Annotated in this window: 11 protein-coding genes and 1 pseudogene; 9 read left to right on the plus strand and 3 right to left on the minus strand. The window is 49.7% G+C overall.

Annotated elements, in window-relative coordinates:
- The first annotated feature begins 47 nt into the window (after positions 1-47).
- From AC6B99_RS02465 to AC6B99_RS02500, 8 genes and pseudogenes are all read left to right on the plus strand, one after another.
- Positions 48-701 carry a hypothetical protein gene (locus tag AC6B99_RS02465; RefSeq protein WP_496662668.1) on the plus strand — a complete coding sequence of 218 codons (654 nt, stop codon included), beginning with the start codon at positions 48-50 and terminating at the stop codon, positions 699-701.
- A 436-nt stretch (positions 702-1,137) separates the two neighbouring features.
- The gene (locus tag AC6B99_RS02470; RefSeq protein WP_494859190.1) at positions 1,138-2,241 is read left to right on the plus strand and encodes an iron-containing alcohol dehydrogenase; all 1,104 of its coding nucleotides are present in this window, start codon (positions 1,138-1,140) and stop codon (positions 2,239-2,241) included.
- A gap of 68 nt (positions 2,242-2,309) precedes the next feature.
- Positions 2,310-3,368 carry an ABC transporter substrate-binding protein gene (locus AC6B99_RS02475; RefSeq protein WP_496662669.1) on the plus strand — a complete coding sequence of 353 codons (1,059 nt, stop codon included), beginning with the start codon at positions 2,310-2,312 and terminating at the stop codon, positions 3,366-3,368.
- Between the two features lie 28 nt (positions 3,369-3,396).
- Positions 3,397-4,185 (plus strand): ABC transporter permease subunit, encoded by a 789-nt coding sequence (locus tag AC6B99_RS02480; RefSeq protein ID WP_056035890.1) that lies wholly within the window; start codon positions 3,397-3,399, stop codon positions 4,183-4,185.
- A gap of 11 nt (positions 4,186-4,196) precedes the next feature.
- On the plus strand, positions 4,197-4,961 hold the full coding sequence (locus AC6B99_RS02485; protein ID WP_056035889.1) for an ATP-binding cassette domain-containing protein: 765 nt from the start codon (positions 4,197-4,199) through the stop codon (positions 4,959-4,961).
- 306 nt (positions 4,962-5,267) lie between these two features.
- Positions 5,268-5,405 (plus strand): annotated as a pseudogene (locus tag AC6B99_RS02490) (YiaA/YiaB family inner membrane protein); the annotation flags it as partial.
- Between the two features lie 84 nt (positions 5,406-5,489).
- The gene (locus AC6B99_RS02495; RefSeq protein ID WP_496662696.1) at positions 5,490-5,681 is read left to right on the plus strand and encodes a YiaA/YiaB family inner membrane protein; all 192 of its coding nucleotides are present in this window, start codon (positions 5,490-5,492) and stop codon (positions 5,679-5,681) included.
- A gap of 238 nt (positions 5,682-5,919) precedes the next feature.
- The gene (locus AC6B99_RS02500; protein ID WP_496662670.1) at positions 5,920-6,864 is read left to right on the plus strand and encodes a cation diffusion facilitator family transporter; all 945 of its coding nucleotides are present in this window, start codon (positions 5,920-5,922) and stop codon (positions 6,862-6,864) included.
- An 888-nt stretch (positions 6,865-7,752) separates the two neighbouring features.
- Here the strand turns inward: AC6B99_RS02500 and AC6B99_RS02505 are convergent.
- The 3 genes from AC6B99_RS02505 to AC6B99_RS02515 all read right to left on the minus strand — a co-directional run bounded on the left by AC6B99_RS02505 (position 7,753) and on the right by AC6B99_RS02515 (position 12,729).
- Positions 7,753-8,628, minus strand: a complete 876-nt coding sequence (locus AC6B99_RS02505; RefSeq protein WP_056035887.1) for an SDR family oxidoreductase — start codon at positions 8,626-8,628, stop codon at positions 7,753-7,755.
- Positions 8,629-8,718: 90 nt separating this feature from the next.
- Positions 8,719-10,347, minus strand: coding sequence for a type 2 periplasmic-binding domain-containing protein (locus AC6B99_RS02510; RefSeq protein ID WP_496662671.1), 1,629 nt, complete (start codon positions 10,345-10,347; stop codon positions 8,719-8,721).
- Positions 10,348-10,410: 63 nt separating this feature from the next.
- Positions 10,411-12,729 carry a helix-turn-helix domain-containing protein gene (locus AC6B99_RS02515; protein ID WP_496662672.1) on the minus strand — a complete coding sequence of 773 codons (2,319 nt, stop codon included), beginning with the start codon at positions 12,727-12,729 and terminating at the stop codon, positions 10,411-10,413.
- Between the two features lie 293 nt (positions 12,730-13,022).
- Here AC6B99_RS02515 and AC6B99_RS02520 point away from each other — a divergent pair, with 293 nt between their 5' ends.
- The gene (locus AC6B99_RS02520) at positions 13,023-16,091 is read left to right on the plus strand and encodes an S-layer homology domain-containing protein (protein WP_496662697.1); all 3,069 of its coding nucleotides are present in this window, start codon (positions 13,023-13,025) and stop codon (positions 16,089-16,091) included.
- Positions 16,092-16,357 lie beyond the last annotated feature (266 nt).

Below are 16,357 nucleotides of genomic sequence, written 5' to 3' on the forward strand. Positions count from 1 at the left end.
TGGTAGAATGAAAGAAGGGCTGAAAAGAACATAAAGGAGAGCAAGCAATGAGATTTTTGAAAAAAACATTGATTTATATTTTGGTCGCTATCATTCTTATTTTTTTATTGAGAATGCTTGAGGTTAGTACTCCGGTATCGATCATCATTATATTTTTGACGTATGTGGCCTTAACGCTGGGCCCCTTATTTTATACCATTTTAGGGACAAGAAACCTGATGAAGATCGAGAGGTTTCTGCTCGCGAACCGCAAAATACCTAGCTACTATATCAATTATGCGGTAGCCAATCGTCTGGATGACGAGTTTGAAGAGAACATAGCGAAGCTGCTCAAGCAGTACAAGCAAAAGAATAAACAGGCGTTGTTCATGACGCTTCAGGCTCACTACAATAAGGATATTCAGAGCGTCCTACACGAAATCGAATTTATTCAGCCAATCGAGTATAGGTATTATTATCAGGCTTATTATTACATCGAGAGAAGAGAGTTTACGGAGGCTCATGACTATATAAATCGCATTTCCAAGGATTGGATGAAGCAATCACTGCTGTCTTACATGGAGTATAAACAGGGCAATCGGCCAAGGGCAATCGAACTGGCGGAGGAAGCGATGCAGGCCGCTCGGGGAATCCAGCTATATGTGATGGTGAAAACATTCGAACGCGAGTACCCGGAGCTAAGGCAGCAGATGGTGAAGTAACTGGTTGGTGAATTAACGTTTGCTGTTGTGGCCTCGCGGGGCACTCTGGTCAGGACGTATAGAGCCATATAGAGCCGTATAGAGTGCGAAGGGAAAAGATGTAGAACGGACCGCCGCTAAAGCAGCAGCGATGTCCGTTCTTTTTCTTTATTTTTGGGAAAAAATGAGGTCGCTGCATTATAGATTTTTATGATCGTCTAATAGATTATTTCTGGGCTGATGCCGATTGACGATTAGCTGGGGGTAACCTATACTTGCCTAAATACAAGTAAACAACTGTGAATAATGAGTATAACAATATTGTATAGCTGATTACAAGGTGAAACGGCTGTCGCATTCCTTTGGCGGCGCGGCGCGTTTCAATCCGAGAAATATAGAGAAGGGATGGAACAATCCTATCCTTTCCTATATTTTAAACAAGGGGGTTTGCGAACAAATGGTACAGGTGAAAGCACCAAATCAATACGTAAACGAGCCAAATGCATGGACGGACGGCGGGGCAAAAATTGCAGAAATCGGCAACAAGCTTTTTATTATCGGTGGGGAAAAAGCGCTAGAGGCCGCGGCTCCGCTGCTAGCCAGCCTGAATACCGTCGATGTCACCTATCAGGTGCACCGCTTTTCCGGGCAGGTGACGACGGAGCAGATTGCAGCTTACTCGGAGCTGGCGTCGAGCCAGGATATCAACGTGCTGGTAGGAATCGGCGGCGGACGAGTGCTGGATTTGGCGAAGGCGGTTGCGGAACGGATTCATGTGCCGAGCGTGACGGTGCCGACGATTGCGGCAACCTGCGCGGCATGGTCAGCGCTGACCGTATTGTACGACGAGGAGGGCCGCTCGGCAGGCTATTTGCCGCTTAAGCGGTCGCCGCAGCTGGTGCTAGCCGACACATCGGTGCTTGCTGCTGCACCTAAACGCTACCTCGCATCGGGCATAGGCGATACGTATGTGAAATGGAACGAGACGGTCGTCAATGTGAAAAAGGTTCCGGCCGACCTTGATGTACGGCTTGGCGTCAAAACGTCGGAGCTGGCGGTCGAGGTGCTCGACCGCTATGCGCAGCAGGCGTATGCGAATGCAGGCGACGGCATAGCGTCGCCCGCATTCCATGAGGTTAGTCACGCCATTGTCTGGCTGGCCGGGCAGGTGAACACCGTATCGGCAGGAGGCGCACGCGGCGCTTTGGCCCATGCCATTCACGACAGCCTGACGCAGTTTGCGCAAACGCATGGCTCGCTGCATGGCGAGAAGGTTGCGTTTGGGCTCGTTGCCCACACGCTGCTGCAAGGGCAAACGGCCGAAGAGACGGAGCGGCTTGCAGCGAAGCTTGCTGCGCTTGGTCTGCCTGTTACGCTGGCGCAGCTGGGATTTGAAGAAAAAGCGGATCAAATCGCGTATGACATTGCCCATAAAGTGCCGCTCGCTGGAGCGAAAGCTGCTGAGCTGCCATTCGCCGTTCATCCAGCGGCAATCGCGGAGGCGATTATCGCAGCGGATCAGCTCGGGCAGCGGATTAGAAGCAAAGCAGCCATTTCTTAACAATAAAGGTACGCGATAAACGATAAGGGGAAACATTCCACACGAGATCTAGAGAGGCGGAAACAACCGTGAAAAACAGAAAGAGACAATGGCTAGGCTTAAGCATCGCAATCATCGTGGCGAGTCTGCTCGCAGCTTGCGGCAATACAGGGGGAACGTCGAATACAGGTGCAGCAGCGAGCCCGGCTGCTTCATCTGAAAGCAGCAGCCCAGCAGCGGAAGCTGGGCCAGATTTGAGCAAAGTCACGCTGAACATCGGCCAAACGGGCTGGGAAAATCTAAAGATCGGCTTCAAGGAAGCCGGACTTGATAACACGCCTTACAAAATTGAATTCAGCGTGTTCCAAGGCGGCAATTTGCAGCTGGAGGCAATGGCAGGCGGACATTTGGATGTCGCTTTGACGAGCGAAATCCCGCCACTGTTCGCAGCACAGGCGGCAAACGGCGGCAATTTCAAAATTATTGCGATTCAAAAAGGAAGCACGCTCCAGCAGGAGCTGCTGATTCCCAAAGGCTCGACGGTGAAATCCGTAGCCGATTTGAAGGGCAAGAAGGTTGCTTACGTCAGCAGCACAACCGCGCATTATTTTCTGCTGAAAATGCTTGAAGAAGCAGGGCTTAGCTGGACGGACATTGAGCCTGTAGCATTGTCGACCTCTGATGGCCTTAGCGCATTAATCGGCGGCAGCGTCGATGCATTGGCGAGCTATGGCAATGCGGTCATTTCGGGTCGCCAAAATGGCGCTACGACGCTGGCGTCTGCCCAGAACATTTTATCCGGCAACTTCCCGATTGAAGCGACTCCGGCAGCGATTGAAGATCCGGGCAAGCGTGCAGCGATTGCGGACTTCCTGAACCGGCTTAACCAGTACAATGAGTGGATTCGTGCGAACCAAGAGAAGTGGGCAGGCATCGTAGCTGAAAATACGAAGCAGCCTGTGGAGCAGGCGCTTCAAACGCTGAAGGATGGCGAAGCCCAGCAGCCGACGAAGATTTTGCCGCCATCGGATGAAGCGATTGCTTCCCAGCAGGACATTGCCGACACGCTGCAAAAGGTCGATTTGCTTAAAAATCCGGTTGATGTGAAGTCGATTTGGAGCGACGCTTTTGCCGGCGCACTGAAATAATTTTAGCCTGAAAGGAGAGAGCTATATTTTGCGGAAACCATCTTACAGCTTCTGGACATCCTCCTTCACGCCGTGGCTGCTGCCGATTCTGCTGCTCATCGCTTGGCATGTGCTGACGGTTACGGGCATCATTGCCGCTAACGTTTTGCCGCAGCCGCTGCAAGTGATTGAGGAGCTGATCACTTCCATCAAGAGCGGCCAGCTGGCTGAAAATATTGCGATCAGCGCCCGTCGTGCCATCCTCGGCTTCCTTATTGGCGGGGGCATCGGCTTCCTGCTAGGACTTATTAACGGTTTTTCTTCCAGAGCGGAAATCGTCATGGACTCGTCTATTCAAATGCTGCGCAATGTGCCGCATTTGGCACTCATTCCGCTCGTTATTATTTGGTTCGGCATTGGCGAAGAGGTGAAGCTGCTGCTGGTGGCGCTGGGCGTTTTTTTCCCGATCTACCTCAACACCTTTCACGGCATCCGCTCGATTGACCGCGGGCTGATTGAGATGGCGAAGGTGTATGGGCTGCGGGGCTTCGATTTGTATAAAGAAGTGATTTTGCCAGGAGCGCTGCCTTCTGTGCTGGTCGGCGTCCGGTATTCGCTTGGCATTATGTGGCTGACGCTCATCGTTGCGGAGACGGTAGCGGCAAATTCCGGCATCGGCTACATGGCGATGAATGCCCGTGAATTTATGCAGCTCGATGTGACGGTGCTGAGCATTATCATTTATGCGCTGCTTGGCAAGCTGTCCGACAGCATTGCGAAAATACTCGAGAGGCGGCTGCTCCAGTGGAATCCGAATTACAGCCGTGCGAAAGCATAGGAGGGGATGACATGACCGATAGCCGCAAAGGGGCGCAGCTCCAGCTGAGCCGGGTACGCAAGGAGTTTGCAGGCAAGGAAGTGCTAAGAGGCGTTGATCTGAAAATAGACCGTGGCGAATTTGTCGCCATCGTCGGCCGCAGCGGCTGTGGCAAAAGCACGCTGCTGCGGCTGATCGCCGGGCTGGATTTGCCGACAGAAGGCACGCTGCTGCTCGGCAGCGGCGAACAGCAAAGCGGCGGGACAGATATTCGCGTGCTGTTTCAGGAGGCGCGCCTGCTGCCCTGGAAGAGCGTGCTGGATAATGTGCGGATCGGCACGCCGGGCAAGGATAGGGCGAAGGCAGCGGAGGCGCTGGCGCAGGTCGGGCTTGCGGACCGCGCAGGGGAATGGCCGCATGTGCTGTCCGGCGGGCAGAAGCAGCGGGTGGCGCTGGCCCGGGGGCTTGCAAGCAAGCCGCGCCTGCTGCTGCTGGATGAGCCGCTTGGCGCGCTCGATGCGCTGACGCGCATTGAAATGCAGCAGCTGATTGAGCGGCTGTGGCTGGAGCAGGGCTTCACGGTCGTTCTCGTTACGCATGATGTGAGCGAAGCTGTTGCGCTGGCAGACCGGGTTATTTTGATTGAGGAGGGCGTTATCTCGCTCGATAAGCGGATTACGCTTGACCGTCCTCGCAACCGGGACAGCGGATTTATTTATTTTGAAAACCTTATTCTAAACAAGGTGCTGGGCAAAGAGGAAATACCGCTGCAAAAGAAGGTCAGCTATACGATATAAACAGCGGTCAACGGACTGTTGCATTTGAGGACAAAGGCGTAGTTTATGCAAACTAAGCCTTTTTTTTATATTCTTTTCAATAATGGAGCAGCTGATATATGCTGCTTGGGGTCATTTTGCTCGCTTTTTTAGCAGCAGGTACTAAGATAAGATGGTACTATTTTTTCCAGCGAAAACAGGTAAGATAAGGCTATCAAACAAATAACCGCACGGTTATACGGGAGGACGCCTATTATGGAAAATCAGATGCCTGTTCGCAAATCAATGAACTTTTACCGCCGCCGGAATACACCGACTTATACGTTTATGGCTTGGGGAGCTTTTGTGCTCGCATTCGCCTTTGAATTTATCGGCATTTATACGCTGAACCAGCCGCTTTCGGTTCAAGGCTACTACGCCGTAACGGGAATACTGCTTATCATTACCTCGTTTACGCTCCAGAAGCTAGCCCGCGACAATGATGAGGATAAATTTCTGAAGGAGCAAAACCCTTCCTATCGCAACCGCAATACGCCAGCCTTTACGTTCATGACCTGGATCGGTTTTATCATTGCTGTGCTGTCGCAATATATCGGCTTGTACACTTTAGAGGAACCCTTCTATGTAAAAGGCTACTACGCTATCGCCGGAGCTTTCCTGATTGTAGCCTGCCTCGTGCTTCAGAAAACCGTTCGCGATAACGAAGAGGATAAAGTGCATTTGAGCCCGGAAGAGGAGTAAGCAAGGGCGGAGTAGCGGGGCGGGGAACAGCTGCATTTCGCCTATCCCATAGTTTAGCGGCTTTCTAAGCGTCTCTCGCTTGGAGAGCCGCTTTTTTTCGTGCGCGCAGCCCGAGAGAGAATGATTATCCTTCATGTTATCCATAAAATGTCCATTTGTATGTATTGGTAAATGGGCATATAATTATATTAATTATAAAAAGATAATTATTATAATTAATTTGAAGGAGATGGCTACCATGAAAATAGGAGAGTTTCATCATCTTGAGCATGTGAAGGAGCAATCAGCTTCCAAGAAGACGCTGTGGATTACGCTGATGCTCACTTTGTTTTTCACAATTGTTGAAGTCGTTGGCGGGCTCGTATCCGGCTCTCTTGCCCTGCTGTCGGACTCGGCTCATATGGTTTCAGACGTCCTTGCATTGGGGCTGAGCATGCTCGCCATCTATATGGCGACGAGACGTCCGACGAAGCAGTATACGTACGGCTTTCTGCGTTTCGAGATCATTGCTTCATTTTTGAATGGATTGGCGCTCATTGTCATCGCGCTTTTCATTCTCGTAGAAGGGATAAAGCGGATCATTCATCCTGAGCCGGTTGATCTTGGCCTTATGCTCGGCATCGCCATCATTGGATTAATCGTAAACATCGTGCTTACGCTGGTGCTGAGCCGAAGTATGAAGACAGAGAACAATCTGAATGTGAAAAGCGCGCTGTGGCATTTCATTGGCGATTTGCTTAGTTCGGTTGGCATTATCGTGTCAGCGATACTCATTCGATTGACGGGGTTGTCGATTTTAGATCCGATTATCAGTATCGTCATTGGCGGCATTATTGCATTTGGCGGATACAAGATCATCCGAGAGGCGTATGTGATTCTAATGGAAGCTGTGCCGGAGCAATTTAATTTGGAGGATATTCGCCGTGATCTTAGAGGGGTGGAAGGCGTTGAGGATGTGCACGAGATGCATCTTTGGGCGGTGTCGACCGACCATTATTCCCTTACAGCACATGTGTTGGCGCGAAGCAACATTCAACCGTATTGTATAACGCTCGCAATGAATGAGCTGTTAAAAAACCGCTATGGCATTGTCCATTCCACGATTCAGGTTGAGCATGCCGCTATTCACGATCATGGGGAGTACGGCAAATTAGTTAGTGGCGGTGCGGGTATGCATACATAAGCAAGCCAGATCGTGTATGCAAACGTGAGCAGGCTAGATCGTGTATGCAAACGTGAGCAAGCTAGATCGGTATGCAAACGTGAGTAAGCCAGATCGTGTATGCAAACGTGAGCAAGCTAGATCGTGTATGCAAACGTGAGCAAGCCAGATCGTGTATGCAAACGTGAGCAGGCTAGATCGGAATGTAAACGTGAGCAAGCCAGATCGTGTACGCAAACGTAAGCAAGCTAGATCGTGTATGCAAACGTAAGCAAGCTAGATCGTGTATGCAAACGTGAGCAAGCCAGATCGTGTATGCAAACGTGAGCAGGCTAGATCGTGATCAAATTTAGCTTTAAACGTATGTAGGGCCTCTGCTAGTGTATATACTCTGAACAAAGATAGATTTGGCGGACACAGCAGCCGCTATTTCAACAGAATCATGGGCAAGGCACAGGCTGCGGACTCAGGAGCCGCTATTGTGCTGTAAATGACCATTTTGGCAGGATAATGAGGATGATAACGACTTTCCTGTCCGCTTACGGCCTGAAACCGGGCAAAAATCCAGAATAGCGGAACCTCAGTCCGCCAAAAAAAGGGTCAGCGGTCTCAAGCTGTTGTGTGGTCTAAGCAATAGGGGTCTCAGCAACCATCGCATGCTTCGGTTCTCAAGTCTTAGACTGGAGTCGTCAGATGAGATTGGCAGCAGTGCTCAAGCATCGAATAAGCTTTGGGCAAGAAGTGGCAGGCCCACACAGGTTTGAATACACACTCTAGTTCATCGAAAGAAAAATGCACTTCCCAGAGTAAATATTGGAAAATCCCATCTAAGCGGGCACAGATCCTATTGGAAAAGTCCATGTTAGCGGGCGTCAATCCAATACAAGGCTGGGAGGTGCACTTTTGTTCTTAACCGTTAATGATTTCTCCGCCGTTGACGTGCATCACTTGCCCGGTGACATAGCTGGAATCATCCGAAGCAAGATAGACGTAGGCTGCGGCGAGCTCGGCAGGCTGGCCGGGGCGTTTCATCGGCGTATCGCCGCCGAATGTAGCCACCTTCTGAGCATCGAAGGTGGAGGGAATAAGCGGCGTCCAGATAGGACCCGGCGCGACGCCATTGACCCGAATGCCTTGGCCCGCCAAATTGGCGGATAGGGCGCGGGTGAAGGAAACGATCGCGCCTTTGGTGGCTGAGTAATCGATCAGCGTTTCATTGCCGCGATAGGCAGTAACCGATGTCGTATTAATGATGGATGCGCCTTGCTTCAAATGAGCGAGCGCCGCTTTCGTCAAATAAAACATGGCGAAAACGTTAGTGCGGAACGTCGCGGTAAGCTGCTCCGCCGTAATATCCTCAAGGCGCTGCTGAACATGCTGCTCAGCGGCATTATTGACGATAATATCAAGCTTGCCGAATTCCTTTACTGTTTGCTCTACCGCTTGCTTGCAGAAGGCTTCATCGCCAATATCGCCGGAAATCAGCAGGCAGCGTCTGCCGAGCTGTTCGACCTCCTGCTTCACCACGTTTGCGTCCTTGTCCTCTTCCAAATAGATGATGCTGACATCGCAGCCCTCCATTGCAAAGGCAATCGCTGCAGCGCGGCCGATGCCGCTGTCACCGCCGGTAATAATGGCTGCTTTGCCAAGCAGCTTGCCAGCAGCTTTATAAGTTTCGGATTTATAGACAGGCTGCGGATGCATAACGGATTCCAATCCAGGCTGCTGATCCTGATGCTGGGGCGGCAGCGTCTGCTTAGGCGTTTGTGTTGTAGATGTACTCATCCTAAAACCTCCTTGTAGTGGCGCGGCATGCGCCTGTAACAAAACGTTCTTATTGTGGAATAAATGGGCAGAGGTTATACATGATTTCTTTCATTTCACAGCATGCTGGCGATACCAGTCATTTGCTTCCCGAAGCACCTCTGTTCCGCCCGCCTTCATAAACTCCTGGACGAAACGGTCAAAGTCCTCCAAGGGCTTCTCGCCAGTAATAAAGGCGACATAGGCTTTATTTTTTAACTTGATTAACTCAGCTCCATTGTCGATTAAAGAGGGAGTCGCAACTTCCAAAGCATTGTAGATGCCATCCTGATCGAGTCCTAAGGTGGAGGCCCATTGCTCTCTTCGTTCTTTAGGGACCAAGGGTACCGTCATACCCAAATTGGCGCCGATTGTATTTTGATAGTTGAACATGGTGTCAAAGGGAGGCAGCACAATAACATCTTCCTTCGATTCTCCAGCCCATGTCCAGTGCGTGCCTTTGATCCCGTATTTCATCGAGGTATATTCATCGAGATCGGGATTGGCGCTCACATCGTCCAGAATTTGCAGGATTGTCTCCATCTTCCCCGGCTCTTTGGCCGCGTCAGCCCCGATAGCGGTAAAGCTCATCAGCATATCATAGGCTTTGGAGCCTCGTTTTCCTTCTGGTCCACGAAAGGGTTGTCCGAACACAATTCGGGCCTGCGGATTGCCCGCTGTTAATTCCTTCACGTTAAACGTAGCTTCTACCGGAATCTCTTCGCCATTCGTGCTACCCTGATCCTTCATTACCCAATAATCTCCATTTTGAATCCAATGATAGTAATTCCCCATGGAGGTCATGCCGATTTTTCCATTGATAAAGGCATGGGACAGATGCTTGTAGCCGCCTTTATTTTCCCCGGTAACAAACTCCGGGTCGATTACGCCATCAGCGTACCATTTGCGAAGATAATGGAGAGCTTGCTTCATTTCCGGCTCCAATGCGCCGATAACGAGCTTTTCATTTTTCACCCCGAAGTAGAGCTGGTCTGCGAAAACGATTTGCCCGAATGCACCGAAAACAACATTCATTCCTTCCCTGGACAAGCCGTACGTATCTTTCAAGCCGTTGCCATCCGGATCTTCATTTGCGAAGGCATAGATGACCTTCTCAAAATCGGATAGCGTCTCAGGCACAGGCAGGCCCAGCTTATCCAGCCAATCCTTTCGATATACAACAGGTATACGGTAGATGTTTGTGGGGTTGATGACAGGAATACCGTAATAGTTTCCGCCGATTTTTCCAGCATTTTGATAAGCGGGCGCATTTTCTTTAATAGCTTTCAAAATGTTGGGGGCGTATTGCTTTAGCATCTCCTCCGGAATTTCGGCCAGCAAGCCTTGCTGTTGATATTTCAGGAGGTCCTGCGGCTGTCTGATCCGGAACAAATCGGGAATTTCCCCCTGCGCCAGCTTCATATCTAGTAAAGCTTCGTATTTATTGTTTTCTAAATCCCAAATATCCAGATTAACGTTGAACTTATTTTCCACGAGGCGAACCATCTCGGCATCGTCTGGAACAGGCAAATTCAGATGCATCGTCCAGGAAATGTTGTACTGCGGGGTGTCAGAAGAAATGGAAGGCTGCACTTGTTGTGCGGCAGACAGCTGCACAGAGCTCGTTTCGCATCCGCTAACGATGCTTAGACAGACAACTGCGATAAGGGCGGTGATACGTCGTAATTGCTTCTTATTCATGATGAGCCCTTCCTTGAATCATAGTCCTGGCGTGCAGTGCCATGCAGTGTTAGGCTAAAGCGGCTACGCTTGTTTAACCGTTTGGCGCAAATAATTGCCCGGTGTACACCCGTACTTTTCCTTGAATTTCTTAATAAAATAAGCTGCGGTTCCGTAGCCGACCGTACTCGCGATTTGCTCGATTGACATATTATTGTTCTCGATCAATGCTCGGGCGTTTTCCATTCGCAGGCTGGTGACATAGTCGGTATAGGTGATGCCGTTCTCATCCTTAAAGAGCTTGCTCAAATACTTGGGGCTAATAAACACCTGAGCAGCCACCTTCTCAAGAGACAGATCATCCGACAGATGGCTGCGCACGTATTGCTTGGCAGCCTCGACGCTAGAGATGGCTCTATCGTTATTCCGTTTCTCTATTTGCACTAGGAATGCGGTTATTGATTCAACCAGCCAATTCCGAAAATAATAAATGTTGTGAATCTCTTGATACTGATGATATACATCCATATTGCCTTGATCAGGGTATTTGTAACGGACGCTCTTCACATAATCGGAGTATACGAATACGGTATTTGCCAAAATAAAGTGGCAGTAATCGGCAGCGTACATGCCTTCCTGCATCGTTTTGACCAGCTGATCGACCGCCGTTACGATTTCAGCGGATTGCCTAGCGTGCAATTTTTCTTTGAACCTCATAAGCATAGCTTGTGGAATTTCTTCAACACAGTTCTCCCGATCCATTAGAGCGCGATCATTCAGAATCGACAGGTCCGGCAGAAAATAACCATATTTCATTAGGGTCTGAGCTTCGCTGTAGCTCTTGTAGACATCAATAATGTCCTGCACCCAGCATCCATGAGATATTTGAGATTCCAGCTGGAACTGCTGCTTGTTTTCCGTTAATAGAAGCTGGCAGAGCTGTTCCAAAAGCGCGTCACATTGTTTTTTAGCGAAAACAACAACTACAATCGTCTTGTCCGGCAGCTCCTCGGCAATGATGTGCCCTTCTGGCAGAGAAGCGCCCTGCAGTTGGGTAATCATCCTGTACGTCGCATATTGTTGATCTCGGGAGCTTAACCCGGCAAAAGCTTGATCTGAATTTACAATCATGCAGCAGTAATGGCTGTATGGCTGATTGATGCCTAAAAAGGGGAGCTCCTCGGCCAATTTCTCTGGGGTATAGCGGTTATGGAGCAGGTTCAGCAAAACATTGTGCCTAATAACCGAGCTATTGGCTTCAAGGGTATCCTCTAGGCTGCTGACCTTGTCGTTCAGCCTGATGAAGGCTGTGTCAATTAGCTTGAATTCATTGGCTGCATGGTCAGGCGTATGCCCAGACAAATCCTTTATTTTTCCCACTAATCGCTTGATCGGGCTGTAATTCGCTCTGGCAAAAATCCCGGATAATACGATTCCTAGCAAAAGGGCCATGACACAGATGCCCAGCATCAGCTTTTGTACAAAAATCAACTTTTGATAGAAGAAGCTGGCAGGCAGGGCGCTATATATTTTCCAACCGGTCGATGGCAGTGTTTGGTAGGAAACGGCATAGGCTTCATCCTGAATCGTATCGTTAAAGTTCCCGGCCTCCGCCTTGGACAGCAAAGTCTCGGTAAAGCTGGAGCTGTAAGCACTGTGCAAATTTGGGCTTCTGCTAGCTGAGCCTGATATCAGGCTTCCAGAACGCTCCAAAATAAACGTGCTTTCATATTGTGTAGGCATCATATTCCGAATAACCTCGCTAATCGCGCTTGCCTTCATGTCAATCGCAATGATAAGGTCGTTATTTTTGCCGGAGGCTTGGAATGGATAGCTGTGTGCGTAAGTAATTAAAGTTTCGCCTTTGTTATCGGGCAGACTGGAGTAAATATCCTGCGGAATCAACCGGGCAGGTGTCCAGAGATGGCTCTGCTTAGTGCCGCGCATCCCGTTCATCCAGTCGGCAAAAAATACGGCGCCGCTGCCTTGATCGGCATTAAACTTAAGCCCATAGTTCGACGAAAGCATTATATTTTGTTTAGGATAATACAAATGAACGGCGTACACGATGTCCGAGCTGCCGGCGACTTCTGTCTGGAGCAGCTCCTGCAGGTCAATCGCCTTGCTAAGGTTGCTTTTATAGGAAGCGTCAGCAAATAAACGGATATCTACGGTTTTGTCGAGAGATAAATTCAAATAAATTTGCTGAACTCGCTGGAGCACCGTGGCTTCAATCGTTTGGGCTGTATTTTCTAAAATCAGCTGGTTTTTGGTGCGCAGCTCCGCTTCGTAGCTTTTTGAGAAGTAGATATAGAAGACGGAGCAAAGCAGCAAAACGATGACAAGCACGATCGCTATATATGAAATGGCTAGATTCGCAAATACGGAGTTCCATTTTTTCACCGCTTACTCCCCCCCTCACCGCCTAGATTATACACCACAGGGTGGACGGACTTATACCCATTAATCAAATCTTAACAATAGGAGCAAAGGCGGTTGAAAATGGAAAAGCAATAAAAGAAAGGAGGAAGGAAAGTGGAAGGAAATGAGGAAGGAAAGGGCGGATGGCGAGGATAGAATACGATTTTTATACATTTCAGAAATTGTTATATTGAGCAGCGGCAAGGCCCAATGTTACGCTCGAAATCGGTTCGGAAAACAAAAAACGAAACGATAGGAGTAGACTCAACTTGAAAATGAAATCTACAAGAAAGTATCTATCTGCTGCTTTGGGCCTGTTACTGCTTTCCAATTCCGTAGTGGGGAATGCTGCAACCGCAGCATCAAATGGAGCTTCCATTGGAGCTTCCATTGAACTGCCGCCAGCTCCGGCATGGGGACATTTTGTAGACAACTACAAAAACAGCATTTCTGCTAACCAATCGGTATATTCCAATCCAGTCATCGGCGTACTGTCCGGGTTTCAGGATCTCTGGGAGCCAGGAACATCCTGGGACAATGGCACGAAGCTGAACAGCAGCGTGTTGGACTACAACATTCAATATGTAGCAAACATAGCTGCTACGCGTACGGCGGAAGATGAACAATTGGCGTATCTCGTTGACCGGAGAAATCAATCGTATGGAGCGACTGAAGGTCTTGGTGCTCTGGCTGATGTGTATCGCGACAAAACGGGAACATTCACGACGATTACAAGCATTCCAGATGATGCCACATCGGTCAAATACAACGACGGCAATGGCTCCAATAAAGCGGGCGATTCGGGTTCCGAGCTTGGCAAAATGGTAGACTTGATCGGGACGCTGCGAGGCAATTACGCATCCAGCAACCCGGCGAAAAACTTCTACAGCTATATGCGTCCATACCGCTGGGCTAATGATACTTCTATGATCGTGCCTACGCTGGTTCCTGCAATCAGCACAACGCCGGCTACGGATGGCGGTTTCCCAAGCGGTCACACGAACGCCTCGTATCTCGCTTCTTATGCACTGGCCTATGCTGTGCCTGAGCGGTTCCAAGAGCTGCTGACCCGTGCTTCGGAAATGGGGAACAGCCGGATTATAGCGGGCATGCATTCTCCGCTTGATGTCATAGGCGGACGCGTGATGGCTACAGCGCTGGCAGCAGCTACCTTGTCTGACCCGGACAATGCGGCACTTAAGCAGGATGCTTATGATCAAGCGCATGCTCTTCTGTTGACCGAAACAGGTACAGCGGAAGATCGTTTCACTGACTATGAGAAAAATAAAGCGCAATTCACCCAGCGTTTGACCTATGGCTTCGATCAGATCCAATCCACAACTGAACCGATGGTTGTGCCTAAAGGCGCTGAAGTGCTGCTGGAAACGCGCCAGCCTTATTTGACGGGCGAGCAGCGCCGTGCTGTTTTGGCGACGACTGGCCTTGCTTCCGGCTATCCGGTACTGGATGATCCGGAGGGCTGGGGACGTCTGAATCTCTTCGCCGCAGCAGACGGCTATGGTGCTTTTGACAGCGACGTAACCGTGACGATGGATGCCAGCAAAGGCGGCTTCCATGCAGCGGACAGCTGGAAGAACAACATTGCTGGAACAGGCAAGCTGACGAAGGAAGGCACTGGCGACTTGAAGCTGCTCGGTGCAAATACGTATTCCGGGGGTACCCAGATTAACGCGGGTACGCTGGAAAGCGGCTCGGCAACAGCTCTGGGCAGCGGCGATGTCGTGAATAACGGCGGTACGCTAGTAGAGAAGGCAGCAGGAAAAATGACGATTGGCGGAAGCTTCACGCAAGCTGCGAATGGTACGCTTGAGCTTAACGTCGACAGCGCAAGCGATGTGCTGGAAATCAAGGGAGCGGTAAATGCGAACGGAAAATTGCAGGTGAATTTTCCAAGCAGCTATGTGCCGACCGTTGGTTCTGTGACTCTTATGAGCTATGGCGCTGGTCAACAAAATGGTCAATTTGCCGCCGTTGAGATTAGCGGGGTACCGAGCCAGTACAATACTCAGGTTGTTTATCAGGCCAATCAAGTGGTGCTGGAAATTACGAATAAGTCGAATTCGGGAGGCTCAACAGGCTCGGGCAATTCGAATCCGTCGACTCCTTCGCCGACACCTGCTCCAACGCCTACACCGTCCGGCCCTGTAGATCCGAGCTCCATTGGTGTAACGGTGACAGCAAAGGCTGACGCTAATGGAAATGCTGAGGCTGTCATTGACGACGCACAGATTAAAACCGTGACGGAGCAGGCTCAGGCAATGGAAACGGGCTCAAGAATTGTGACGCTTATCGTTGAAGCGGCGGACAACGCTAAAGCAGTTGGCATCACGCTATCCAAAGCTGCTGTTACTAATCTGTCTAACGGCAAAGTAGATCAAGTTGTCGTGGTGACGCCATTCGGTACTCTTACCATCCCTTCGACTACGCTGAATGCGATAGAGAAGTCAGCAGGCAATAATATTAGGTTCGAGGTAGCGAAAAGCGAAGAAGATACGCTTACACCGGAAGCTAAACGGTTAGTTGGAACAAGGCCTGTATTGGATATTTCGATTGAATCCGGCGCTACCAGCCTGTCTGCCTTTGGCGGCGGCAGCATTCAGATCGATATTCCGTATACGCCTGCACAGGGCGAGGATACAAACGCTATTGTTGCTTATTATATCGACAATAATGGGAAGCCGAATGTTCTAAACCATTCAAGCTACAGTAATGGCAAGGTTACTTTCGTAACGAACCATCTGAGCCATTATGCTGTAGGCTACAATAAGATCAGCTTTAGCGACAGCAGCAGTCATTGGGGAGCTTCATATATTTCCTATCTGGCTGCGCGGGATATGATTTCCGGCAGCGGCAGCAACCAGTTCGCGCCGAACAAAAGCATCACGAGAGCGGAATTTGCTAAAATACTGGCTGGTGTTGCAGGCGCAGATGTGTCTGGATATACGGTTTCTGCATTTGGGGATGTCAAAGCTGGAGACTGGTACTTGCCTTATGTGTCCTGGGCAGCAGAGCATAAAATAGTTGAAGGTTCAAGCAGCAATGAATTTAAACCAAATGTATCGATTAGCCGCGAGGAAATGGCTGTCATGTTGAAGCGATTTACCGATCAGGCTGGCTTCACGCTGCCTAAGACGGCCAGCGCAGTCACCTTTGCTGATCAAAGTAGCATTAGCTCGTGGGCAGCAGATGCCGTTGCTTCGTTGCAGCAAGCAGAAATCATCTCGGGCAAGGGCGCCAATGCTTTTGATCCGAAAGGCGGCGCAACAAGAGCCGAAGCGGCGAAAATGCTAGCCGTGCTTCATCAAAATATGAATAAACAATAATATAGCGGCAAAATGATAGTCAGAGTGCGCAGAGAGCCCGGAAATAGGGTTCTCTGTTTTTTATCTAACAAAATGATTGACGATATCATTTGAGCTTAAGATAGTGAAGGCACAAGGGAATGTCTTCTAATGATGGGGAAAGACGGTTATTTAATGGAAAAACTCTGTTTTTTGCCTAGTGCCGGAAAATAGGAATCTATATACTAAAAAGGGATTTACTGCGCTAAGCAGGTGTCGAGCAAAGGAGGCTAGCTAGTTTAACCTGT

The sequence above is a fragment of the Paenibacillus liaoningensis genome (assembly GCF_059609455.1).

Coding starts and splice junctions, on each gene's coding strand:
- AC6B99_RS02505 (WP_056035887.1), bottom strand. CDS start 8,628: ATGAGTACATCTACAACACAAACGCCTAAGCAGACGCTGCCGCCCCAG.
- AC6B99_RS02510 (WP_496662671.1), bottom strand. CDS start 10,347: ATGAATAAGAAGCAATTACGACGTATCACCGCCCTTATCGCAGTTGTC.
- AC6B99_RS02470 (WP_494859190.1), top strand. CDS start 1,138: ATGGTACAGGTGAAAGCACCAAATCAATACGTAAACGAGCCAAATGCA.
- AC6B99_RS02520 (WP_496662697.1), top strand. CDS start 13,023: ATGAAATCTACAAGAAAGTATCTATCTGCTGCTTTGGGCCTGTTACTG.
- AC6B99_RS02495 (WP_496662696.1), top strand. CDS start 5,490: ATGACCTGGATCGGTTTTATCATTGCTGTGCTGTCGCAATATATCGGC.
- AC6B99_RS02500 (WP_496662670.1), top strand. CDS start 5,920: ATGAAAATAGGAGAGTTTCATCATCTTGAGCATGTGAAGGAGCAATCA.
- AC6B99_RS02485 (WP_056035889.1), top strand. CDS start 4,197: ATGACCGATAGCCGCAAAGGGGCGCAGCTCCAGCTGAGCCGGGTACGC.
- AC6B99_RS02465 (WP_496662668.1), top strand. CDS start 48: ATGAGATTTTTGAAAAAAACATTGATTTATATTTTGGTCGCTATCATT.